We start from the raw sequence: 23,754 nt of genomic DNA on the forward strand, positions 1-23,754 counted from the left end.
TGTAAATTTTGTTACAAAATATCACAAATATTTTGTTAACTTTGTAAATTATTTCTTTTCATTCAATTATCTATTTCATTTTTACAACGATTTGTTATGATGAAAAAAAAGAAGGAGGAAAATAATGGAGAAAGAAACTGCGATTCATCTGCTTGTAACCAGCGATCTTCACGGCTACATTTACCCGACCAATTACAGAGACAAAGAAGAACAAAATTTCGGACTGGCTAAAATAGCCACGATTATAAAAGAAAAAAGAAAAAAAGGCTATGTACTTTTACTTGATAATGGAGACTTGATTCAAGGAAGCCCGTTGACTTATTACCATGCAAAAAACAGGCCCGACAGTGAAAATCCGATGATTCAAGTTATGAATGATCTCCAATATGATGCATGCGTATTGGGAAATCATGAATTTAATTATGGACGAAGTTATTTACAAAAGGCGATTGATCAATCAGCTTTTCCTTGGCTGTCCGCTAATATCTTGAAGCAAACAACAGGAGAGCCCGCTTTTGGAACACCTTATCTCGTCAAGGTATTGGACGGAGTCAAAATTGCTGTACTTGGTATAACCACTCATTTCATCCCTAATTGGGAAGAGCCGCGAAATATTGAGGGACTTGTTTTCAAAGATGCATTGCAAACGGCTAAATTATGGGTGAGCGATATTCGCCAAAAAGAAAAACCAGATGTGATGATCGTCTCATATCATGGGGGATTTGAAAGAGATCTACAAACTGGAGAGCCTATAGAACAGCTGACAGGAGAAAACCAAGCATACCAAATGTGCCAAGAACTAGAGGGTGTTGATATTTTAATCACAGGCCATCAGCACCGCCCACTCGCAGATAAACTAAACGGCATCACAATCATTCAGCCAAGCCATCTGGGGCAATTTTTGGGTGAAGTGACGATGAAAGTTAGACAGAAGGCAAATGGAAACAGCCCCGCAATCGTTAGTCATTTCAACTTAATCAAAATTGATGAAAAAATGGAAGCGAATCAAGATGTTTTGGCATTGATATCCGATATTGAACAAGAAACGCAAAAATGGCTGGATCAGCCGATCGGAACCGTTATTGGTGACATGACCGTATCTGATCCATTGAAGACCCGATTACAAGACAATCCTTTTATAGAATTTATCAATAAGGTGCAAATGGAAACAGCCAAAGTTGATATTTCTGCCACTGCCTTATTCAATAATGACTTGCCTGGATTCAAACAACATGTTACAATGCGCGATATTGTTTCCAATTATATTTATCCGAACACATTAACTGTCATCCGCATCAGCGGCCAAGATATTAAAGATGCTTTAGAGCAAAGCGCCAAGTATTTTACGGTTCAAAACGGAACAATCTCTGTCAATCCCGCTTTCTTATATCCTAAACCGCAGCATTACAATTATGATATGTGGGAAGGAATTGAATACGAATTAAAAATCTCTAATCCAGTTGGCCAACGAGTTGTGAAGCTAAATTATCACGGCAGCCCATTGGAGCTTGACAAAGAATATGATGTCGTCATGAACAGCTACCGCGCAGGTGGAACAGGCAATTTTGATATGTTTAAAGAAAAACCGATCGTTAAAAATATCCCCATCGACATGACCGAACTCATTGCCAACTACATATTAGAGCACAAAACTATCATCGCAGCTTGCAATCATAATTGGAGGGTAGTTTTATAGTAGTAAAAGCATTTTCCGATTTGCCCGCTTTTTATTTAAAACAAATGCCACTAATAGGTATCAAAGAATACTTGTCCAAATATCACAAAGGCTTACAGCAACAAAAAGTCATTAATAACAAATTTGATATCAACGATGATTATATAAAAATGATTTTTTCGTTATGAAAATGTGAAGCGTTTTATTCGCACACATCAAAAAAGAAGATTTAGGATTTTCCTAATCTTCTTTTTGCATGAAAGTATATTTCACCATTCCCCTGAACAGGACATGGATTATTTAAGCAGCTGTCTTAACTCTTCGGTCATTTGTTCAACCAATTCAGGTCTGCCATGAAACTGGGCTGGAGTATTTTGAAAAAGTTGAATACGCCAAATTCCTTCCGTTTTCACTGCAACAAGTGTATGATGAGTGTTCACATCAGGATTTAAATCGGACTGGCCGTGAGGAACCATACCGGCAATCGCTCGTAAAATAGCGATATCAGGAGCTAGAAACCGGACATTTTTCACTTTGCTGACAAATTTAGCTGTCTGGTGGTGTTCAAAGACGGACTGGAGATGTGCGAATATTTCATCGCGTCCAATCGACTGACTGCCATCGAAACCAATGCTTTCGCCATCCTTAGTAAACAGATCCGTCATTCCGCTAGCAGTTCGATTGTTCCACGCATTGATTAGTTGCTGGTACAGCTCTTGAACTTCATTTATTTGAGAATTTTCCATCGTTTATCACTCCGAAATGTAATTCTTTGTTCTATGATAGCCAATCAACTGAAAAATTATTTTTTATAAAATGTTGCCGATTTAATATTTACGTGCAGTTTTTTCTTTTGAAACCTCTGCTTTGAAACGCTGAGACGAATGATCAAAAGCATTTTTTATAGAAGCTTGACAGCGTATAATACTTCAAAATGAAAATTTTCTTCTTTTTTCACTTCAAACGGCATTTATTTGATGTGCAATCACTTTAAAAGGGCATTATTTTTCCTTCTGTTATTGTAAGAATATGTTTGTTCTTCAATTAATCTGTTGGAGATGAATGCCTGAGACAGTCTGCAAATACCTTCCGATCCTCTAAAGCCACTACATAATCAGCAAACAATCATTCTTTCAATCATATTGCCATTCATTTACTGGGAGTGTTGCTACTGACGGCTCTTTTTTTCTATTTCCATACTGCTGCATATTTTTTTTGATATTTCGGATCTTCTTCCTTTTCAATTAAATCGAAGGCAAGCTGCTTGATCGCTTCATCCTGCACTTTATCATACAAGTTTCGCAGCCCTTGAATAATATCGAACCGAATAAGTGTCGCATGTTTTTCGTCAACACAGTTGTCAAACCGGGCTGCCAAATGACGGATAACCATCTCTTTTTGCTTTTCCCCAGCTAAACCAATCCTCCAAATAGCCTGCAAACTATGTCTGGCAGTTACAAACTTTTTATCATAGGTTACTTCCCAAACTTGAGGAAAATCCTCCAACATTCGCTGTTCGGGATCGCTGATCGCTAAGCGGCTTAAAAACTGAGCAGCACGCGAGCGCTTATGAGGGTCTTTACTTGTCAGCTCTTCCTTCAGCTGATCCCATACTTCATACGCCCAATCGACTTTTTCTTCAGTGATCTTCATAATGCTGCTGTACGCTTCGTACTGCGCATTTTTATCACTTGACTGCAATTCCGCAAAATAATGCCTCGTTCGTTCATCCACTATTTATCGCCCCAGTCATGCCTTATTATGCTTGATTTTACCTTAGGCAAAAGTGAATAGGCAATGGCTGCAATATGTAAATGCCGAACGATCATATCGGAAGTACAGATCCAAAAAGCCGAAGTTTGATATGGAAACTGGCTCATATTCCATGTGAATGCAAGTTTAAAATATTAGCAGAGAGCGAGCATGAAAAAAAGCCGCTGTATCACCAATAATTGGCGTTCAAGCAGCTTTTTTCAATTACTTATTTAAACGGATTTTTCCATTCCATTAGAACAGCATAGTTACGGGATTCCTCATCCTCCAAATAATTAGCCACAATTCCAAGAGGCGTCCGTCCGCAACGGAGAAGGAATGAAATAACCGGGTCTTTTAAATTTCCGCTGACGACAGCATCGACATATTGTTCAGCTGACATCTCATCCGCATATTTATAATATCCCGGCATTCTGCCGCCGCCGAGCAAGCGATCCAATCCTTTATGGACAACTACTTCGTACATTGATTGCATAAGCCATTTTCCTAAATCCAGCTTTCTGTGGGACGGACGGATGCAAATATCCACAACATATAAAGTGTTGCCATTCGGATCATGGTTACGGATATAGCCGTTGTCCGTTATCTCTTCCCAAGTATGATCAGGATGGGCGGGATCAAAATTCACGATTAAAGATGTCATCGATCCTGCTAACGTTCCTTCTACCTCAACACATAAAGCGCCTTCCTGAAACAATGTCACGTGATTCGTTAATTGCTCTTTATTCCACCAAAGTTCTGATGGAAAAGGCGGCGGAAAGCTTTCCTTTTGAATTTCAATTAATTCATCAAAATCTGCTTCATTATAATTCCTTATCACCACTTCGACATTGCGGCCTTGATTATTCAGATAAAATCTCTTTCTGTAGCGGCTCATCTCCATTCCCCTTTCGTCCATGAACACTTAAATCAGGATATAAATCAAAGCGGCGGTCTCTCCAAGTGGTGACAGATCCGTTTTCTCTCACTTTGTATAAGAGAGATAAATCAAGATCCGCCGTAATAATCATATCGTGGTTTATTTCCCCCTCCATCAAAATCCCGTTTTTCGGAAATGGGACGTCGTTCGGAGTAATGACCGCTGCCTGGCCGAAATTTGCCCTCATAAAATCAACGGTAGGAAGCGAACCTACTGTCCCTGTTGTCACCACATAGATTTGATTTTCAATCGTTCTGGCGTGGCTTGTATACCGCACTCGTTGAAATCCGTGGCGGTCATCTGTACAAGACGGACAGAACACAACGTCAGCTCCCATTCCTCGTACAATTCGAACGATTTCTGGAAATTCGATATCATAACAAGTCAACATGGCAATTTTTCCTTTTTCGGTCTCAAATATTTGAACCGTTTCTCCGGGAGTCAGATGCCATTCTTTCACTTCCGTCGGCGTCAAGTGAAGCTTCGCTTGTTCAGCTATCCGGCCATCGGGATAAAATAAATGGGCTGTATTATACAATCGTCCCTCTTTTTCGATAATATGAGTGCCTCCAATAATATGCATGCCCGTTTCTTTAGCAAGCGATGTAAATAGTGAATAATATCGGTCCGTATAATGAGGTAAATTTTGAATCGTCTGCTTTTGATTCGGAATGGACAGCAATTGAGTCGTAAAAAATTCAGGAAAAAGAACAAAATCAGCATCAAACTCTTCTGCGGTTTTCACATAATGCGTTACTTGGTTTGCAAAATCTTCAAAGCTTTCGATGGAATGAAGATGATATTGAACAGCAGATACACGTATTTTCATGTAGCCTCTTTCCCTTCATCATAATCTGTTCCCCGCTTATTACTGAACAAAGTATAACATAAAACCAGTTTATTTTAATTTAATTTGATTTTGTGTAAAGCATTTTGCTGGAACAAAAGAGAATACTTGAACTATTTATTTAGAAGTGAAATAATTCACTCAAAATTAACAGACAAAACGAAAACAAGCCGTTTGACTGCCGGTGATTTGGCGTTCAAGCGGCTTGTTTTATTCCATTTTTAAATGCTTTGCTCGTATTTGGCAATAAGTTCTTCGTTTTTTCCGACTAAACCGAGTTTAAATGCTTTTTGAATAATTTTTGCTACTTCAGCATTGAAAAATGGATCTCCACCATACCTCATCTTATCATCCAAAATTTTATTATGGAAATGAGACGTTTCTCTGGCTAAATCTTCATTTACAATTTTCCCTTCCTTTATTGCGTCCATAAATTCATAAAAATCCATTTTGCTGTTGTATTCTTCTCTGGTCTCGTTGCCATAAGGGCTGCCTGTTTCCAAATGTTTTTTGAACGGAGCTACAAGCGTCAATTGCGTATAAGCAGCAAAATATTGAGTTTCAGTAATATTCATATAAGATCACTCCCTAACAATTGTAAAATTTATGTGATCATAAAGTGTTTTATTTGAAAAATAATCTAACGCTGAAATGCTGATCGATTCTGTAGTCAATAGCCTCATAGGTATTTCATAATATTTGATCCACCCATACACAATTTTGTCAGATCCTGATAAAGGTTCATCCGCTAAAGGTTTACGAGTTTGAGAAGTAATATCCCTTCCACCATTATATATTCTAAGAAAGCCTGGACGCTCAGTACCTTCAACATAAATGGCAATTCTTATGTTTCTCCCTTTTAAAGGAGTGATTGCCGACAATTGATTTGGTGAAATGATTTCCCATTCATTATCTTTCCATCCGACGTAATACCAATTATCTGTAAATCCGTTAATGGTGGTGCGGATGCAGCTGAAGTTTTTGCAGGAAAGAATGCAAATACGAACGAAAATGATAGAACAGCCAGCGTAAAAATAACTCCGACAATTTTTTTCATAATAACCTCCTCCATATTTTATAAAATTTCCATTTTTCATATCGGTATAAACTGGAATATTTTTAATATAAAAACAAAATTTAACAAGAAGTATTCTGACCTCACATCCGCCTTTAATAAACCTTTAAAACTCTTAAACGAGTTGAAAAACGGCTCATCGCAACATTAAACCGTTTCAATTACCTTGTAAAATCAATTATAATAAGGGCAAAGATCATTTTTTTCCCTCGGGAACAGCAATCTTCAGAAAGCCGGAAAATGATTTATACAATCAATTATAGAAAAATCGCAAAAAAACACCGCTATCCGCTCAATCATGCACAATATAGGACAGCGGGAAAAAGTCTAACAAACATAAGTGAAAAAAGTGTGGTGAAAGCATTGTTTAAAATTTTGCTGATTGAGGATGACACCACCCTGTTTCATGAAATAAAAGAACGGTTATTACAATGGTCTTATGATGTATACGGCATTACTGACTTTGGAAAAGTGATTGAAGAATTTACAGCCATCAAGCCTGATTTGGTCATCATTGATATTCAGCTGCCAAAGTTTGATGGATTTCATTGGTGCCGAATGATCCGCTCCCATTCCAACGTTCCGATTATTTTTTTATCATCGCGGGATCACCCGACCGATATGGTGATGTCAATGCAGCTTGGAGCGGATGATTTTATACAAAAACCGTTTCATTTCGAGGTGCTTATCGCAAAAATACAAGCAATTCTCCGCCGAGTATACAACTATAATACAGAACGAATGAAGCTGAAGGCATGGTGCGGGGCGACGGTCGATTATGAGAACAATACGGTCACAAATGATAAAGGAACAATTGAACTAACTAAAAATGAACTATTGATATTAAAGCATTTGCTTGAGAAGAAAAACAAAATCGTCAGCCGGACAGAATTAATCAAAAGCCTGTGGGAGGATGAGCGCTTTGTCAGCGATAATACCTTAACGGTCAATGTCAATCGTTTGCGAAAAAAATTGGATGAGCTCGGGTTGGGACGCTTTATTGAAACGAAAGTCGGCCAAGGCTACATGGCAAAGGAAGAGGCAGCCGTATATGATTAAAAAATATATTATTGAAAGAAAGAGCTGGATCCTTCTCTTTTTATTCATGCAGCTGTTTATCCTTTTTATTTCTTATCTTGATTCAACCATTTCATTAAAGTCCGTTCTCTATATTGTCTTTTTATTGATGATTATTTTTTTCATTTTTGTCATCATCCGCTACAATAAAGAAACAAAGTTTTATAAAAGCTTGGAAGGATGGGAAAACAGCCTTGATTTAACAAGTATAGCGAATGCTGAAAGCCCTTTTGAAAAAATGATTGAACAGCGGATAATAAACCAAACGAAGCTTTTGAAACAAGAGGCTTCGCAAAATCGAATTGCGCTCGAGCAGGAAAAAGATGAATTGCTGTCATGGATTCATGAAGTTAAAACACCGCTGACAGCGATGCATTTAATCATTGAACGATTAGATGATGAAGTTATCAAAGCACAATTGACATATGAATGGCTGCGCATTCATCTGCTGCTTGACCAGCAGCTTCATCAAAAACGGATTCCTTTCATGGAAAATGATTTATATATTGAAAATGTTGCACTGGAACCACTCATTTTCAAAGAGATAAAAGCTTTGCAATCATGGTGTATGCAAAAAGGAATTGGGTTTGAGGTCGAGCTAGAGGCTGCCGAAGTGCTAAGCGATGCGAAATGGCTCGCCTTTATCATGAGACAGCTGTTAACAAATGCGGTAAAATACAGCGATTCATCCGATATCATCATTCAAAGCTATCGGCAAAATGATCAAACAATGATCAAAGTGAAGGATTTTGGCCGTGGCATTGACCCGAAGGATCTGCCGCGCATTTTTGACAAAGGCTTCACATCCACGACCGCACATCAGGACAATGCCTCAACAGGCATGGGATTATACTTGGCGAAAAAAGCCGCCGAAACATTGCTGATAGATATTAAAGTAGAGTCAAAGCTTGGAGAAGGAACGACTGTTACCTTAACCTTTCCAAAGAAAAATGAATTTGTCCGCATTACAAGCATGTGACAATTTTGTCACATGCTTTTTCATTTTGTTCGCTGAATCGAAGGAAAAATACAAGAAGGACGATTATGATAAAAATATCAAGGAGGGACGCGATATGTATATTTTAGAGGCAACAAAAATTTACAAAAGCTATGGAAACAAATTTAATAAACAAGAAGTGTTAAAGGGATTGGACATTCGTGTCGAAAAGGGAGAATTCGTCAGCATCATGGGGGCATCCGGCTCAGGGAAAACAACATTGCTCAATGTTCTATCCTCAATTGATCAAGTCAGCCAAGGAACGATCAAAATAGAAGGAAAAGACATTGTAAGCATGAAAGAAAAACAACTGGCTGAATTCCGCAAAAGACATTTAGGATTCATCTTTCAAGAATACAATTTGCTCGATACACTAACAGTGAAAGAAAACGTCCTGCTGCCTTTATCCATTACAAAAACAGCAAAAAAAGACGCGGAGCAAAAATTTAATGAACTAGCGACAGAACTAGGAATTTATGAGATCAAAGACAAATATCCGAATGAAATTTCCGGCGGCCAAAAACAGCGCACTTCAGCAGCAAGGGCATTTATTCATGAGCCGAGCATTATTTTCGCCGACGAACCAACAGGCGCTCTTGATTCAAAGTCGGCATCTGATCTATTAAACAAGCTGCAAAAATTAAATCAAAAACGAAAAGCCACCATTGTTATGGTCACCCACGATCCGGTTGCAGCAAGCTTCTCAAGCAGGGTCATTTTTATAAAAGACGGACAAATTTATACCCAATTAATAAAAGGGGAAGAAACAAGACAAACGTTCTTTCAGCATATTATGAAAACCCAAGGGGTATTAGGCGGGGTGCAAAATGAGCATTAATCAGCTGATTTTCCGTAATTTGAAAAAAAATCTGAAAAACTACTATTTATATGTATTTGCCTTAATGTTTACAGTAGCCCTTTATTTCGCGTTTGTCACATTGCAATATGATCCGTCAATGGATGCAACAAAAGGCTCGATTAAAGGGGCTGCTGCCATTCGAACTGCATCCGTATTATTGATTGTCATTGTGACTGTCTTTCTCTTGTATGCCAATAACATCTTCATTAAACGGCGCAGTAAAGAAATTGGCTTGCTTCAATTAATCGGCATGACAAAAGGGAAAATATTCCGCATTCTTACGGCTGAGAATTTTATCATTTATTTCAGCTCATTATTCATTGGAGTCTTTATTGGATTTTCCAGCTCCAAATTATTCATTATGATTTTGTTTAAAATTACCGGCGTCAATGCCATTGCAACGCTTACTTTTTCACCTAATGCTTTGATCCAAACAGTGATCGTTTTTAGTGCGATTTATCTTTGTATCATGCTGTTGAATTACGTATTTATTAAAAAGCAGAACATTTTATCTTTATTTAAAGTTGCTTCCACTACAGAAGTAAAAAAAGTATCCCTGTTGGAAATGATTATCGGGATTCTCGGCATATTCTTCATCATTATAGGCTACTATATTTCGTCTAAGTTATTTGGCGGCGATTTTACTACGATGAATGAGCTATTCCTTGCGATGATCTTTATACTAGGATCTGTCATTATCGGAACCTATTTATTTTATAAAGGGTCTGTCAGCTTTATTTTTTATCTCATTAGAAAAAAGAAGGATGGTTATTTAAATATTCATGAGGTACTATCTCTTTCATCGATTATGTTCCGAATGAAGTCAAATGCTTTATTATTAACGATCATTACAACCGTCTCTGCTCTTGCCATCGGATTGTTATCTTTAAGTTATATTTCCTACTATTCATCGGAAAAATCCGCTGAAAATTATGTTGCCGCCGATTTTGCTCTGACGAATGCGGAAGATGCAAAGCATTTTAAAGAAGCATTACATGCGCATCACATTCCATACAGTGAAAAAATGATTGATGTGATCCACGCAAACATCAATATGGAAAAAATATTAGATACAAAGCTGAAGGAAATGAAAGTTGACCCGGCATCCATGACTCTCCCAATCATTAGTGACGACGATGTAGAAAAGATCAATCTGTCTCCAGATGAAACTCTTTTTGCAGGGTATAACGATATGATGCAGAAGTTTATGCCGCTGAAAAGTTCCGGTCAAATCGAATTAAAAGGCCGGCACGAAGTCATACCGCAAAAATATTTAGGGTTACAAAAGGAATACTACATTTCCTATTTTTTCACAAGCGGCGGCCTGCCTGTTGCCATTGTCGACGAAACGATATTTGACCGTTTACAAAAGGACATGGACATGAAACCGTCTGTTCATATAGGAATTGATATTCAAGATGAAGCTAAAATACAGGAAGCTAATGAAATCTTTCAAAAAACGACGTTTAGCGGCAATCATGATTCACGGCTCGCCATGAGCAGCAATCAAAAACGATCTATGGGGCTCAGCATGTTTATTGTCGGCTTTTTAGGTTTAACTTTTCTGATTACATCCGGCTGCATTCTTTATTTCAAACAAATGGATGAGAGCGAAGATGAAAAGCTAAATTATACCATTTTAAGAAAACTCGGCTTCACACAAGGCGACTTGCTCAAAGGAGTTCAAGCCAAACAAGCTTTTAATTTTGGGATTCCTTTGATCATCGGACTTTTCCACAGCTACTTTGCCGTTCAATCCGGATGGTTTTTATTCGGCACAGAGCTCTGGACGCCAATGATTCTCGTCATGCTGCTATATACAGCTTTGTATTCGATTTTCGGCTTTCTCTCCGTACTTTATTATAAAAAAGTAATAAAAGCGGCTCTTTAATATTAAGGAACTGTCCAAAAAGTCAGTATAAGTTGACTTTTGGGAACCCCCTCTTTATTTTTAAAAAAACCGCCCGTGTGAAAAACGGGTAGTTTGTTCAACTTTATAGAAAAATATAAGCCTCAGCTCCCCACAGGGTGTCTGAGGCTTATATTTCATTATATGAATAACCCCCGAAATCCTCCCAAATCTCAAACCGTAAAAAAATAAGAAAATCTGCACCGCTCGGCAATCAAGCTTTTATTTGGATACGACGGAAAAACGTTTATTAATGTGCTTACGGTTTTCAATTTCATCTACAAGTGCTATCGCATAGTCTCTATAACTGATGTAGCTTTGGCCTTCAGAGTTGACAGCAAGCACATCGCCTGAAACTTTATATTCACCTGTGCGCGGACCTTGCGGATCAAAAAATGCAGCTGGGCTAATATAAGTCCATTGAATCCCTTCAGAGTTTTCAAGATCTTGCAAATTTTGAGCTGAGCTTTTCGCTACCGGCAAATATTCTTTCGGAAAATCCGGCGTATCAAAGAGGCGGGTTGTTTTCGCTTCATCGACAAACAGGCTGCCCGCTCCTCCTACAACAATAAGCCGCGTATTAGGCGCTCCTTTCAAGGCATTGATTAATACTTTTCCTGCTTCCACATGTTTATGCTCTTCACCAGGTGCAGTGCCAAATGCATTTACAACAACATCAAAATCTTTTATATCCTCTGATGTAATATCGAAAATATCCTTTTCAACAGCTGGTACATCAGTCACTTTAGAAGCATTGCGGACAATAGCCGTAACATCATGTCCTCGTTCCTTTGCTTCCTTTACTATTAAACTTCCTGCTTTTCCCGTTGCACCAATAACGGCAATTTTCATAAACAATTTTCCTCCCTTTATGTAACCAATTCAGTTACAAATTTTATGTAACTATTATAGTTACAAATATAAATCCCTGTCAACTTATTGATTGAAGCTGTCATCCGGAAATCATTGCCTGCCAACCTGTTTGACAAAATTTCAAATTTGTCACTAAAATAGTGACAAATGGTGGTGGAAACTTATGATTAACAGCCGTTTAGCAGTGGCGATTCATATTATGATCTTAATAGCATCAAATCCCCTTGAGCATATGTCTTCAGAATTTATTGCCAAAAGCGTCAACACGAATCCCGTGGTGATCCGGCGAATTACAAGCATGCTCAAGAAAGCGGGACTATTAACTTCCCATGCCGGCAGAACCGGAGCAAAATTAACAAAAAACCCTGAAGACATAACACTTTTGGATATTTTTAAAGCGGTCGAACCGAAAGATGAATTATTCGCTATTCACGAAAATCCGAACCCCAATTGTCCCGTTGGAAAAAACATTCAATCCGCCCTGGACAGCACATTTACGCGCGTTCAAAAAGCGATGGAAGACGAGCTGTCCAGCCAATCCCTAAAAGACGTAATGGGCCATTTCTTACAATAAGAATGGCCCATAAAAAATGAAGCTGTAGTTATTTCCTCTTTTTCGGCACTTATGACCGTTTCGCTGTTTTGAATAAGGTGAATGATTCATTTTTACTTTCATTAGTTTGCACGCATGCAGGGAATCTTTGAAATCGATTTTATTCCTCCATCAAGTGCTTGATTTCAAAATAAAAAGCATGGATAAATTTTTTCGTATTGATTCGTATAGACGATGCAGCTGCAGGCCGATCGGCTTTTAATTCCTCCATTTTTTGACGAACAGCAATGAAATCAAAAAATTTGGATGAGTAATTTTCAAACTTTGGATGGATGAAGTCTGTGAGCCCAAGTGACGCTAAGTTGTTCAAGGAATGATAGATCGCCCTTCGCACACGTTGTTCAGACGCTTTAATTTCCCTTTTCAGCTCCTCTTCACTGGCTGCTTCTCCAAGCTTCTTCAACGCAATATTTCTAAATATCTCCTTTAATGAAGGAAATCCGCCGGCAAATGTTTTCTCTTGTTCGTAATCATATAAAAACTGCATGATTTCAATGAGATCTTTACTGCCGCTTTCTCCGGCAATGCCTAGTTCTGAAAGGAGGAATCGTGCACTGGCAGAAAGAGAATTTTCTTTATAAGGATTTACATTTTGCTTTAGAAGATGATCAACGTTCATAACACTATATAAAGAGTGATGGATATCCTGAATGGTTTTTTCCAAACGTATATGACCCATCACCTTCTTTAAGATTGACAATACTTCAATTTTATTAATCGGCTTCGTTATATAGTTTTCGATTCCGTATTCATAAGCTTGGCCGATCATATCCTTTGATTCCACCTGCGATATCATAACAATTTTTCCTTTAAAAATCGGCTTGATTTTCTTAATCGTTTCAATGCCGTCCTGAATGGGCATTAACAGGTCAACTAATAAAATATCGACTTTCTTCAAATTTAAAAATTCACCGCTAACATCAGCACCGTCTGCTGCTTCGCCGACGACTTCACCAAGTTCCTCGTCTTCAATGATATGCCATAGCATAGTACGAATTGACTCATCGTCATCTATTATAAAAAACCTCATAAAATCACCTTTTCTGGGTTAAATTTCCAATTGGCAGACGAACGATAAATGTTGCCCCTTTGCTATCTTCCTGATGCTCAAATTTTACTTCCCCGTTAAGCTTTTCTGCCAATTCTTTCACATATGAAAGCCCAATACCTGTTGATGAATTGCCCGTGCTGTCGAATTTCAAGGTGAATCCTGGTTTAAAAATAATATCTTTATATTGATCGGGAATTCCGGGACCATCATCATGAACGCGTATTTGGAGCCAATCATTTTCCCGCTCCACTGCAATCTCAATGCTGCCAGTTCCTTTGATGGCCTCCACTGCGTTAGCGACAAGGTTATTCACAATGGAAATAAACGTATACACATGATACTCAGGATGTGACCCATTATATGCAATACTGAATTCAATGTTTTTCCCCAACAGCTCAGCATACTTCTCATGTGTTCGAACAATGATTGATAAAAGTGATCGGACATCTAAATAATCAAGGGAGCTTTCTTCTGAAATTACTTTTGAAAGTCCAGACAAAATGCGTTGATTATCTTTTTTGATCTCATGAACCTCGCCGGCAATCCTCAAGGCATGCCGTGAAAGCTCCTCCAGCGACAGCCTTTTCTTCCCTTTCCTGATCTCCTGCAATTTTTGATACAGGTTGTAAGATTGCCTCGTAATTTCCTCAGCATCTTGAACGGATTTTTTTAATAGCACCGACTCTTCGTAAAGGTTCGATACAAGCATGATCATATGTTCATTTCGTTTTTGAATCTCCGCTTCCCTTAGCTTAGATTCATGCAATTTTATCATACTAAATAAACCGATCACAAAAAAACTTCGGAATATGGCAATAATCATAATTTTATTAAAGGCATCTAAAGTCATTACCGTTCCAATCATAATATTTTCAGCGAGTAGCTCGACAATCCCGGCTGCCAATTCTATCACAATCCCCAAAAGGCCGATCACCCATGGTCGATTGTAAAATCGGTGAATTCTTAAAACAGAAAAAACAAGCGCATACGTGAAGTAATAGAAAAAATAAGGGGAATTTGTATGAATGGAAGCCATCCAATCAACAGATGTAAGGGATATCAAATCGAGAAGAACCCGAAATGTCACAATTGATAAGCCTGCAAGAACACCACATATAACAGCTGGTACCTTTCTCAGCCACAATAAAAAAATAAACAATGTTGGAGGTCCAAAACTCACCCGATAAACTTCATTAAATGGATAAAATTTAATTTCGCCAGCGAGCGGAACCAAAATGATCATTGCAACCAATAATTGAAGTTCTTTTTTTTCAAGAGAGTGCAAGTTCAATATTACCACAACCTTGTTATAATGGTTCCTCTTAAAAAATTGAATAAAAGTTAGAATTTTAAAAACGAAGTAAATAATCAATTTGTAGAATTTTGTAGATTTATCGTCTGATCTTGTAGTTTCAATTTTAAATTAGATGAGATAACTCGTAAGCGCTCTCGCAAACAACTCTACTAATTATTATAGCTTATTATTTCGACGAGTAATCATTTAAAAGATAATGATAATCAATTTTGTCATCCATTCGTTTTGGAGGCAATTATAAAAGAAAAGAGGTGCTATGATGAAAAGAATAAGCTTGGCTTGGCAAATTTTAATAGGTCTTGTACTAGGTATTGTTGTTGGTACTATTTTTTATGGTAACCCAGATGTTGCGAAATTTTTGCAGCCAATTGGGGATATATTTTTACGATTAATTAAAATGATCGTCATTCCAATTGTTATTTCCAGCTTAATTGTCGGTATTGCAAGTGTAGGTGATACAAAAAAGCTCGGAAAGCTTGGCGGAAAAACAATTTTGTATTTTGAAATTATTACAACTGTCGCCATTATTGTCGGACTTTTAGCAGCTAACATTTTTCAGCCTGGTTCCGGCGTCGATATGAGCTCATTAGAGAAAACAGATATTCATAGTTATGTCGATACGGCAGAAGCAGTTGAAAGCCACGGAATAGCTGATACATTTGTCAACATTGTTCCACCAAACATTTTCCAGGCATTTGTTGAAGGAAATATGCTGGCGATCATTTTCTTCTCTGTATTTTTCGGACTTGGAGTCACAGCCATCGGAGAGCGTGGAAAACCGATCATTGCCTTTTTCCAAGGTACAGCTGAAACGATGTTCTGGGTGACGAACCAAGTGATGAAATTTGCACCATTTGGTGTGTTTGCCCTTATCGGTGTGACTGTGTCTAAATTCGGTATCGAATCATTGGTGCCGTTGGGTAAATTAGTAATTGTCGGCTATGGAACAATGTTATTCTTCGTTGTCGTCGTTCTTGGATTTGTTGCAAAATTAGTCGGTCTAAACATTTTTCACATCATCCGTTTACTTAAAGAAGAGCTTATCCTTGCCTATTCAACCTCAAGCTCAGAAACAGTTATGCCAAGAATAATGGAGAAAATGGAGAAATTTGGATGCCCAAAATCCATTACAGCATTTGTCATTCCAACAGGTTATTCCTTTAACTTAGATGGTTCAACCCTATACCAAGCATTAGCAGCACTGTTTATAGCACAAATGTATGGCATTGATTTGTCCATCGCTGATCAAATTTCATTGGTGCTAGTATTAATGTTGACCTCAAAAGGAATTGCAGGCGTTCCAGGCGTTTCATTTGTTGTATTGTTGGCTACGCTGGGAGCAGTAGGCATCCCGCCTGAAGGTCTTGCATTTATCGCAGGTATTGACCGTATTCTCGATATGGCTAGAACAGTGGTCAATGTCATTGGAAATTCATTAGCCGCTGTCGTTATGTCTAAATGGGAAGGTCAGTTCGATGTTGAAAAAGCTATTTCATATATCAATTCTTTTAAAAATAATAAGCAATCCGCAGCTTAATATAACCGATATAATTCCAAAAACTTTGCAATCAAAAAGCCGGAGTGGTTATGATACCATTCCGGCTTTTGCTATAGATTGAAGATAATGATTTCAACAGCTTTGTTAGATTCATTCGTAAAAGATGATACTTCTGATCTTGATCGTTTTCTACATAGTTAAACGTTAAGAAAAAACAGAGCGTATTTTCCATCATTTCTGTCATTTCCTATTATTTCTTTATCTTTGTTTGTTCCAAAGTGCAATTCTTTCCCAAAAAGCTTTTCGCATGTAGAATGATTTTTCACAGGAATAAGCAGACAGCTCAAACTCGAAAAAAAGGTGTCACCTATAATGATTATTAAATAAAACTTGAAACTGTTTCCAAATTCAAGTATTATATAGAAAGACTTAGAAATAGGCACGTTTGAAAAAGTGAAAATTAATAATTTTATAGTGGACGGATGTTTATTATTTTCTTGTTGTCTTCAACACAAAATCACAATAGCCGAATCTGAAATAATTGGTGTATCGCTTAATTTTGCAAAATTACCATAAAACAACTTCTTCGTTTATTAGAGAGATAGAAACTTAAAAAACTTTGAACATATTTTTAAAAAGATAAATCAGGAGTTCCATTGCTTTCAATTCATTTCAGATTAGAAAAACCGTAAATTAAATTTATGGTATCTTAGGCTATTTAACTTATATAAGTTAGGGCCTTTGTTCAATCTAATTTTGAATAGTGGACGTGGTGAGCCGTCCGCGATTGCAAAAGTGAGCATTGCCTTATTTGCGCCATTTGCAAAAACACCACGTCCACAAAAGTTAAATCTCAAGGGAGTACTGTTTTCATATCTCTAATCTCCTAATGATTATTTTTCTTTTTAATACTAATATCTATAAAATTGTTGATAACGTTTGCAAGCAAAGAATCTCCAATTACACAAAACCATTTGTTTACCTTTTCCCTAATTCATCAATTAATTTTAATAAATTAGGATCTTCTATATAATTTTCTATAGTGATAATTCTTTTGTTTTTATGAGATAATCTTGCTCTTTCTAATAAATCTTTATGAACGACGATAATGTCAGTGTCTTCTGGAACATCCTCTATTCTATAATGTTTTACTTCAATACCGTCAATATTTGCTTTTTGCAGTCTTTTTCTAAATGTGGTTGCACCTAATGCACTGCTGCCGGCACCTGCATCGCAAGCAAATGAAATTTTACTTATTTTTGTATTAGACAGTTCATTAGATGGATTTAAAATTTGTTTCCCTTCAGATTTCATTGCTTTTGACTTTTCGATTGAACTTGTAAAATCTTCTTCATCTGTTTTTTTATCAAACTTTAATATTATTGCAGTAACGATGAAGGATACTACCGCAGCTACGATTACACCTGAAATGATTCCTAGGAAATTACCTTTAGGGGTTAAAGCTAAATAAGATATTATGGATCCCGGACTAGGTCCAGCTACAAGACCCGCATCGAAAAGATAAAAAGTTGTAATACCTGACATCCCGCCGGCAATCATTGCTAAAATTGTTAATGGTTTCATTAATACATATGGGAAGTATAACTCATGAATGCCTCCGAAGAAATGAATTATTATAGCACCCGGAGCAGTCCGCTTAGCAGCCTTTTTGCCGAAAAAGCTAAAAGCTAATAATAATCCAAGACCAGGTCCTGGGTTTGACGCAACGGTAAAGTAAATTGATTTTCCTGCTTCAAGCGTTTCTTGCATACCTAAAGGATAATATATTCCTTGATCAATGACGTTATTTAAAAACAATACTTTAGCTGGCTCATTAATAAGAGATAATAATGGTAAGTACCCTGTATCCACTAGAGATTTAATAGCGGATGAAACAACATTATTTGCCGCTTCAATAACCGGTCCTATAAAATAAAAGGAGAAAATCATTAGAAAGAAGCCTAAAATACCAATTGAAAAGTTATTAACAATCATTTCAAATCCTGCAGGTATTTTACCATCTATCAATTTATCAAATTTCTTTATAAGCCAGCCTCCCAAAGGACCAATAATCATCGCGCCTAAAAACATTGGTATATCGGATCCAACTATTAGCCCTATGGCTCCGATGGTACCCATTACAGCGCCCCTTTGGCCGGCAACCATTCTCCCTCCTGTGCTTGCTAAAAGCAAAGGCAATAAATACTTGATTGCCGGATCAACTATACTAGCAAGATTCTCATTTGGAAACCAGCCAGAAGGTATAAACAAAGCTGTTAATAACCCCCATGCAATAAAAGCTCCAATATTCGGCAAAACCATATTGGTCAAGAATCCTCCAACAGCTTGGATGCGTGCACGAAAAGATGGGGTTTTGGCTTTAATTACATTTTCCATGTATAACACCCTTTCTTCATATCAATATTTATAGAAGAAATTTCTATACTTTTTTGAAAAAAAAAGATGTTTAAATTTTAAATTTAATCAAAAAAACATTTTTTATTCTACCATTTTAATAACATTCATTATTTCTTCTTCATTGCTTGAATTTCTAAACTTATTTACAACATCTTCATCAATTAGTATAGAAGATAAGTCGGATAGCAAACCTAAATGACTTGAATTGTCTTCAGCCGCTAAGACGATAATAATATTCACTTCTTTTCCCTCTGGGAACTGCACGTTGTTTTGTAATTTCAAAAAAGAAATGCCTGTTTTGATTACTCCTCCTTCGTTTCTTGCATGCGGCATGGCAATTCCCGGAACAATTACTATATATGGACCATTTTTATTGACATTATCAATCATATCTTGAATATATTTAGGAGTAATATTACCTTTTTTTAATAAAGGATCGGAAGCAACTCTTATAGATTCCTCCCATGAAGATACTCTATTCAAGAAATTTATATTACCTTTTAAATATTCACTTAACACACCGTTTCACCTTTCTTCATGATTCTATTTACACTACCATTTCTGTATTTTTAGTTGATAATAAATTTCTTTAATTTTTTCTCTAATTGTTTTATTTTCTAACTCTGTAAAATGTAAAATGGCTTGTTCGATCCCATTTTCACAAATGTAGTTTTGCAAAATTACAGACTCTTCATCATCAGGGTTATCGAATAAAAATGCAGCAGCAACGGCAACTGATAAATATTCTATTGAAAGTCCTAAATCAAAAAGTTCTCTAGTGGGTTTAATTAATCGTTCATTATAGCCCAGTTTGCGAATCGGCGATCTTCCTACTCGCAAAATCGAGTCGCTAATATTTTTGTTTTTAAAGCGCTTTATAATTCTTTCAATAAAATCACTCATATCTTTTGGGTCCATATTAAATTTCCTTAAAATATATTGGGAAGCTTCATTTAGCGTTTCCCGTACAAGATGTTCAATTTTTGCATTTCTCAAAGCGCTCTGTATTGTAGATTCTCCTGCTAAAAACCCAATATAAGCAGTTGCCGCATGACCCATATTCACTAAATATAATTTTCTTTCAATATAAGGCTGTAAATCTTCAACATAGATTGCGTTTTTTATAATAGGCGAATCTGCATTAACGATTTCTGATTTGTTAATGATCCATTCATAGAACGGTTCTACAAGAACACTCTCACCCCCTTCGCTATGTTTTGATAAAGCTAGGCGATCAATAGCTGAATTAGGAAAGCCAACAAAAGTACATATATTTTCCATTTCTTTATTTGAAACATATCTCTTTATCTCACGTTTCAAACTGGAAGAAGCGTTAATTGCATTTTCATTTGCGATAATGTCGATCTTCTTTTTATTTTCTTTTGCTCTTTTCAAAAGGCCTTGAGCTAATATATTAGCAATTTTAGGTATGTTATTGATGCCGACAGATGTTGTAATTAAATCTGCATTCACAATAGCATTGATCACTTCTTCTTCTTGTGTTACACTGTTTAATGCTGAAACCGGAGAGATAGTCTCTATCGTATGATTATCATCTAATATCTCAACCTGATAACTATTGTAATTGTTAAATTTATCAACCGTTTTTTGATTTATATCCACGAAACAAACTTCATACCCAGTTTTGTTTAATAAGTAACCAATTAAACCTTTCCCTATATTCCCTGCACCAAAATGCAACGCTAGCATAATATTATCTCCCTTTACAATACTTAAAACTCTTTATCAAAGAATATCCAATCCAGCGAAGCTATTAACTTTTTACTCTAAATTCGCGTGATATTGCCAAAGACTAGACATATCAATATTTTGCTCTCTAATCATCATTAAGGCTAACGCGTCGCCTAATAACAATAAGCTTTGTTCAAATAAGCTTGTCATTGGTTGTACAGATTTCACTTCATTTGGCAGCTGTAGTTTTGTACCTACTGGTATCCTTACGAAACAATCTGAATACTCATTCATTGAGCTATTTGGATTTGCACCTATATGAGCAACTTTTGCTTTAAATTGCTTTGCCTTCTTTGCAATGATTAATGGAAAAGCCGTTTCTCCGCTTCCCGATCCCACTATCAACAAGTCTTTTTCAGTTATTGCAGGCTCAGTGATTTGGCCGACAATATAAGTTTTAATACCAAGATGAGCTAATCGTTTAGCGATAGCTTTCAAAGATAATAGAACTCTTCCAACCCCGACAAAAAATACTTTATCTGCTTTTTTTATCTCGATTAACAATTTATTGACTTCATTCATATCAATTTGGTTTAAAGTAGTGGTGAGTTCGTTTGTAATTTCCTTTACAATATCATAGTAATTAACCATTATTTCCCCTCTTTTCACAATAAACCTTCTATGATGCATTTTTCCATCGCTTTTTTATTCTCAGCTAAACTTTTGTCTCGAATAAATAAGCTTGTACTCCCGGCAACTAGTATGTCGGCCCCAGCTTTTACTAAGCTTGGTATTGTGTCTAAAGATACTCTGCCATCAACCTCAATATTTGTATCCAATTCTTTTTCTTTTATTAATCGCGCCAAATCTTCTACTTTTTTTATTGCATAAGAAACTTGCTTTTCATTTTCATCAGTTGCAAAGCCTGGATTGATTAACATTAACAAAATGGTATCGCACTGCGGCAAAATATAATCCAGGACAGACAGGGGAGTTGCTGGGTTGAGTGCTAAACCTGCTTTAATTCCATTGTTTTTTATTAAGTTAATGTATCGATCAATATGAGTGCTCGTTTCATAGTGAAATGATATTTGTTGTACATCAATTTTGATCATCTCTTGTATAAAAAATTCATTATTATTGGACATAATGTGGACATCAAAATTCATATCAGTTATTTTTCGTAATTGCTTAATAGTATCTATTCCCAATGGCATACTAGGGCTAAAGTGTCCATCTATAATATCAATATGTAAAGTATCCAGTCCTTCTTTCTCAATTTCTTTTACACTTTTTTCTAAATTACATAAGTCAGCACACATTATAGAAGGTGCAATCGTTATTTTTTTATTGTTTTGCATGTTTGTGCCTCCATTTGCATGTGTTTGCATGTTTTCCTTTATTATAAAACGCATATAATGAAAAGTAAAGCATGTTTTTGCGTTTTTGTGCCATTATTTGCGCGAATGCGTTTTGATCAATTGTTGAAATTATGATAAACTATAAGAAAGACTTAAAGGAGTAAAGTCACTATGCTAAAGGAAGAACGTCAACAAAAAATCTTGCAGATTTTAAATGAAGAACATAAAGTTATTGCAAGCGATTTAAGTAAACGTTTGTCAGTTTCGGAGGATACAATTCGAAGAGATTTAAAGGAGCTTGATAACCGCGGACTTATTAAAAGGGTTCATAGCGGAGCCTTGAGGATAGGGCCTCCTGTTGTTGATTTTTCAACAAGGCAGCACATGTTTAATGAAGTTAAAATTAAATTAGCTAAAAAAGCTTTATCCTTTATAAAAGAAGACATGGTTTTATTAATTGATGGAGGAACGACTAATTTACATCTAGTAAACCAATTACCTTTAACATTAAAAGCCACCGTCATTACAAACAGCCCGCCAATCGCTATGGCTCTGACTAATCATCAACATATTGATGTTATTATGATCGGCGGAACTTTATTCAAACAATCAATGGTTAATTTAGGAATAGACACTGTCGAATCTTTAAGTAATATGAGAGCAGATTTATATATCATGGGAATTTACAAAATTGATCCTTATATAGGAATCAGCGTCCCAAGCTTATCAGAAGCATTAGTAAAGCGGAAAATGGCTTCCATCTCTTCTGAAATATTAGGGATGGCAACATCTGATAAATTAAGCACTGTTTCCAATCACATTGTATGTCCTACTAAAGATTTAACATACTTAATAACAGAAAATATTAGTCCTAACATTAAAAAGATATATGGCAGCCAACAAGTAGTGGTGGTTGATTGATAATGCATTAACAAATTTGACAATCAGCAGTTTGATGAGAAAAAACGAGGGTAAATGAAATAAGATTCAACAAGCCGCTGGTATTGCTAATATATACTATATTGCTAAATTTCGAAGACCGCTTGGTTAATTCCAATTTAATTAAAAGAGGATAGTCTTCCTTCAGGGCAGACTATCCTGCAAAAAATCATGTATCTTTGATGATTGATTAAGCCGTCAAATCCCCTTTAACCCGTTCCGAATAAATTGGATCGTGTATTCTATTTCTTTCTCGTCATCCCATGGATAATCCGGCATGACCAAAAAGCGGGTAATGAAAAAACCAACGATCGAGTTAATCGTTAAACGTATGACAGTCTCGGTGGGAAAATCTCCTATTTGCCCGTTTTGTTTAAAATGGTTGACAACTTTTATAAACTGAGGCAAAACTTTTTCAGTAAAAACCGCGCTAAATTTTTCTTGAATTTCTGCATGGAACGCCATTTCCTGAAAAAAAATTTTTAACAATGGGACATTGTTTTTGACAAATTGATAGCGGTTACGGATGATTTTCCTTAACAGATCTTCAAAATCATCAAGTCGTTGATCCTGGAAAACTTCATTGATAAACCTTTCAGCAAATAAGGGAACGGCAAATTCTATAATGATCGGTGAAACGATGGATATCAGCAAATCTTTTTTTGTTTTATAATGGCGAAAAATCGTTCCTTCCGCTACCCCGGCTCTTTTCGCAATTTCGCTCGTGGATGTCGCAGCATACCCTTTTTCGGCGAAAATTTCGACTGCCGCTTGAAGAATTTTTGCCTGCTTTGGCGTTAAATCTTGATTCGCTGCCTTCATGAACTCGTCCATAAAATTTTTCTGGTCCATACACTTTCCTC

At 36.6% G+C, this 23,754-nt stretch carries 23 protein-coding genes; 8 read left to right on the plus strand and 15 right to left on the minus strand.

Annotation, left to right across the window (positions count from 1 at the left end; translation table 11 throughout):
* Positions 1-124: 124 nt before the first annotated feature.
* A complete protein-coding gene (locus tag RI196_RS18070; RefSeq protein ID WP_311066682.1) occupies positions 125-1,696 on the plus strand; it encodes a bifunctional metallophosphatase/5'-nucleotidase in 1,572 nt (523 codons plus the stop codon).
* A 275-nt stretch (positions 1,697-1,971) separates the two neighbouring features.
* On the opposite strand, the gene RI196_RS18075 is transcribed toward RI196_RS18070, so the two are convergent.
* The 6 genes from RI196_RS18075 to RI196_RS18100 all read right to left on the minus strand — a co-directional run bounded on the left by RI196_RS18075 (position 1,972) and on the right by RI196_RS18100 (position 6,311).
* Positions 1,972-2,421 carry an SgcJ/EcaC family oxidoreductase gene (locus RI196_RS18075; RefSeq protein WP_063389118.1) on the minus strand — a complete coding sequence of 150 codons (450 nt, stop codon included), beginning with the start codon at positions 2,419-2,421 and terminating at the stop codon, positions 1,972-1,974.
* Positions 2,422-2,863: 442 nt separating this feature from the next.
* A complete protein-coding gene (locus RI196_RS18080) occupies positions 2,864-3,409 on the minus strand; it encodes a hypothetical protein (protein ID WP_311066683.1) in 546 nt (181 codons plus the stop codon).
* A 247-nt stretch (positions 3,410-3,656) separates the two neighbouring features.
* A complete protein-coding gene (locus RI196_RS18085) occupies positions 3,657-4,325 on the minus strand; it encodes a GNAT family N-acetyltransferase (RefSeq protein ID WP_311066684.1) in 669 nt (222 codons plus the stop codon).
* On the minus strand, positions 4,291-5,196 hold the full coding sequence (locus RI196_RS18090; RefSeq protein ID WP_311066685.1) for a carbon-nitrogen hydrolase family protein: 906 nt from the start codon (positions 5,194-5,196) through the stop codon (positions 4,291-4,293). Before RI196_RS18090 ends, RI196_RS18085 begins: the two co-directional genes overlap by 35 nt.
* 239 nt (positions 5,197-5,435) lie before the next feature.
* Positions 5,436-5,789, minus strand: a complete 354-nt coding sequence (locus RI196_RS18095; protein ID WP_066251453.1) for a YolB family phage-derived protein — start codon at positions 5,787-5,789, stop codon at positions 5,436-5,438.
* A 6-nt stretch (positions 5,790-5,795) separates the two neighbouring features.
* The gene (locus tag RI196_RS18100) at positions 5,796-6,311 is read right to left on the minus strand and encodes a DUF4879 domain-containing protein (protein WP_311066686.1); all 516 of its coding nucleotides are present in this window, start codon (positions 6,309-6,311) and stop codon (positions 5,796-5,798) included.
* 341 nt (positions 6,312-6,652) lie between these two features.
* Here RI196_RS18100 and RI196_RS18105 point away from each other — a divergent pair, with 341 nt between their 5' ends.
* From RI196_RS18105 to RI196_RS18120, 4 genes are all read left to right on the plus strand, one after another.
* A complete protein-coding gene (locus RI196_RS18105) occupies positions 6,653-7,348 on the plus strand; it encodes a response regulator transcription factor (protein WP_066251529.1) in 696 nt (231 codons plus the stop codon).
* The gene (locus RI196_RS18110; protein WP_063389122.1) at positions 7,341-8,345 is read left to right on the plus strand and encodes a sensor histidine kinase; all 1,005 of its coding nucleotides are present in this window, start codon (positions 7,341-7,343) and stop codon (positions 8,343-8,345) included. The genes RI196_RS18105 and RI196_RS18110 overlap by 8 nt, the downstream gene beginning before the upstream one ends.
* 94 nt (positions 8,346-8,439) lie before the next feature.
* Entirely contained in the window at positions 8,440-9,201 is a 762-nt protein-coding gene (locus RI196_RS18115; protein ID WP_117016894.1) for an ABC transporter ATP-binding protein, read from the plus strand.
* Positions 9,191-11,113 carry an ABC transporter permease gene (locus RI196_RS18120; RefSeq protein ID WP_311066687.1) on the plus strand — a complete coding sequence of 641 codons (1,923 nt, stop codon included), beginning with the start codon at positions 9,191-9,193 and terminating at the stop codon, positions 11,111-11,113. The genes RI196_RS18115 and RI196_RS18120 overlap by 11 nt, the downstream gene beginning before the upstream one ends.
* A gap of 240 nt (positions 11,114-11,353) precedes the next feature.
* On the opposite strand, the gene RI196_RS18125 is transcribed toward RI196_RS18120, so the two are convergent.
* Positions 11,354-11,983, minus strand: coding sequence for an NAD(P)-dependent oxidoreductase (locus RI196_RS18125; protein ID WP_094244775.1), 630 nt, complete (start codon positions 11,981-11,983; stop codon positions 11,354-11,356).
* Between the two features lie 184 nt (positions 11,984-12,167).
* Here RI196_RS18125 and RI196_RS18130 point away from each other — a divergent pair, with 184 nt between their 5' ends.
* Positions 12,168-12,578: an Rrf2 family transcriptional regulator gene (locus RI196_RS18130; protein ID WP_063388285.1), complete on the plus strand. Its 411-nt coding sequence runs from the start codon at positions 12,168-12,170 to the stop codon at positions 12,576-12,578.
* Between the two features lie 139 nt (positions 12,579-12,717).
* On the opposite strand, the gene RI196_RS18135 is transcribed toward RI196_RS18130, so the two are convergent.
* Positions 12,718-13,647, minus strand: a complete 930-nt coding sequence (locus RI196_RS18135; RefSeq protein WP_311066688.1) for a response regulator — start codon at positions 13,645-13,647, stop codon at positions 12,718-12,720.
* 4 nt (positions 13,648-13,651) lie between these two features.
* Positions 13,652-14,959, minus strand: a complete 1,308-nt coding sequence (locus tag RI196_RS18140; protein ID WP_375338773.1) for an ATP-binding protein — start codon at positions 14,957-14,959, stop codon at positions 13,652-13,654.
* 283 nt (positions 14,960-15,242) lie between these two features.
* On the opposite strand from RI196_RS18140, the gene RI196_RS18145 reads away from it, so the two are divergent.
* Entirely contained in the window at positions 15,243-16,520 is a 1,278-nt protein-coding gene (locus RI196_RS18145) for a cation:dicarboxylate symporter family transporter (RefSeq protein ID WP_066251467.1), read from the plus strand.
* Positions 16,521-17,459: 939 nt separating this feature from the next.
* Here RI196_RS18145 and RI196_RS18150 read toward each other — a convergent pair.
* The 5 genes from RI196_RS18150 to RI196_RS18170 form a co-directional block, all read right to left on the minus strand.
* A complete protein-coding gene (locus RI196_RS18150; protein WP_066251470.1) occupies positions 17,460-18,878 on the minus strand; it encodes a PTS mannitol transporter subunit IIBC in 1,419 nt (472 codons plus the stop codon).
* A 102-nt stretch (positions 18,879-18,980) separates the two neighbouring features.
* On the minus strand, positions 18,981-19,418 hold the full coding sequence (locus RI196_RS18155) for a PTS sugar transporter subunit IIA (protein ID WP_066251473.1): 438 nt from the start codon (positions 19,416-19,418) through the stop codon (positions 18,981-18,983).
* Positions 19,419-19,451: 33 nt separating this feature from the next.
* Positions 19,452-20,609 carry a mannitol-1-phosphate 5-dehydrogenase gene (locus RI196_RS18160; protein ID WP_144598301.1) on the minus strand — a complete coding sequence of 386 codons (1,158 nt, stop codon included), beginning with the start codon at positions 20,607-20,609 and terminating at the stop codon, positions 19,452-19,454.
* Between the two features lie 72 nt (positions 20,610-20,681).
* Complete coding sequence (hxlB, locus tag RI196_RS18165; protein ID WP_066251479.1) at positions 20,682-21,242, minus strand: 6-phospho-3-hexuloisomerase; 561 nt, start codon at positions 21,240-21,242, stop codon at positions 20,682-20,684.
* Between the two features lie 14 nt (positions 21,243-21,256).
* Complete coding sequence (locus RI196_RS18170; RefSeq protein ID WP_066251481.1) at positions 21,257-21,952, minus strand: ribulose-phosphate 3-epimerase; 696 nt, start codon at positions 21,950-21,952, stop codon at positions 21,257-21,259.
* A 171-nt stretch (positions 21,953-22,123) separates the two neighbouring features.
* Here RI196_RS18170 and RI196_RS18175 point away from each other — a divergent pair, with 171 nt between their 5' ends.
* Positions 22,124-22,873 carry a DeoR/GlpR family DNA-binding transcription regulator gene (locus tag RI196_RS18175; RefSeq protein ID WP_066251483.1) on the plus strand — a complete coding sequence of 250 codons (750 nt, stop codon included), beginning with the start codon at positions 22,124-22,126 and terminating at the stop codon, positions 22,871-22,873.
* 216 nt (positions 22,874-23,089) lie between these two features.
* Here the strand turns inward: RI196_RS18175 and RI196_RS18180 are convergent, their stop codons facing one another.
* Entirely contained in the window at positions 23,090-23,743 is a 654-nt protein-coding gene (locus RI196_RS18180) for a TetR/AcrR family transcriptional regulator (protein ID WP_130156921.1), read from the minus strand.
* Between the last annotated feature and the right edge of the window lie 11 nt (positions 23,744-23,754).

Origin of the sequence: Aeribacillus composti (assembly GCF_031760945.1) — a bacterium.
Classification (GTDB): Bacteria; Bacillota; Bacilli; order Bacillales; family Aeribacillaceae; genus Aeribacillus; species Aeribacillus composti.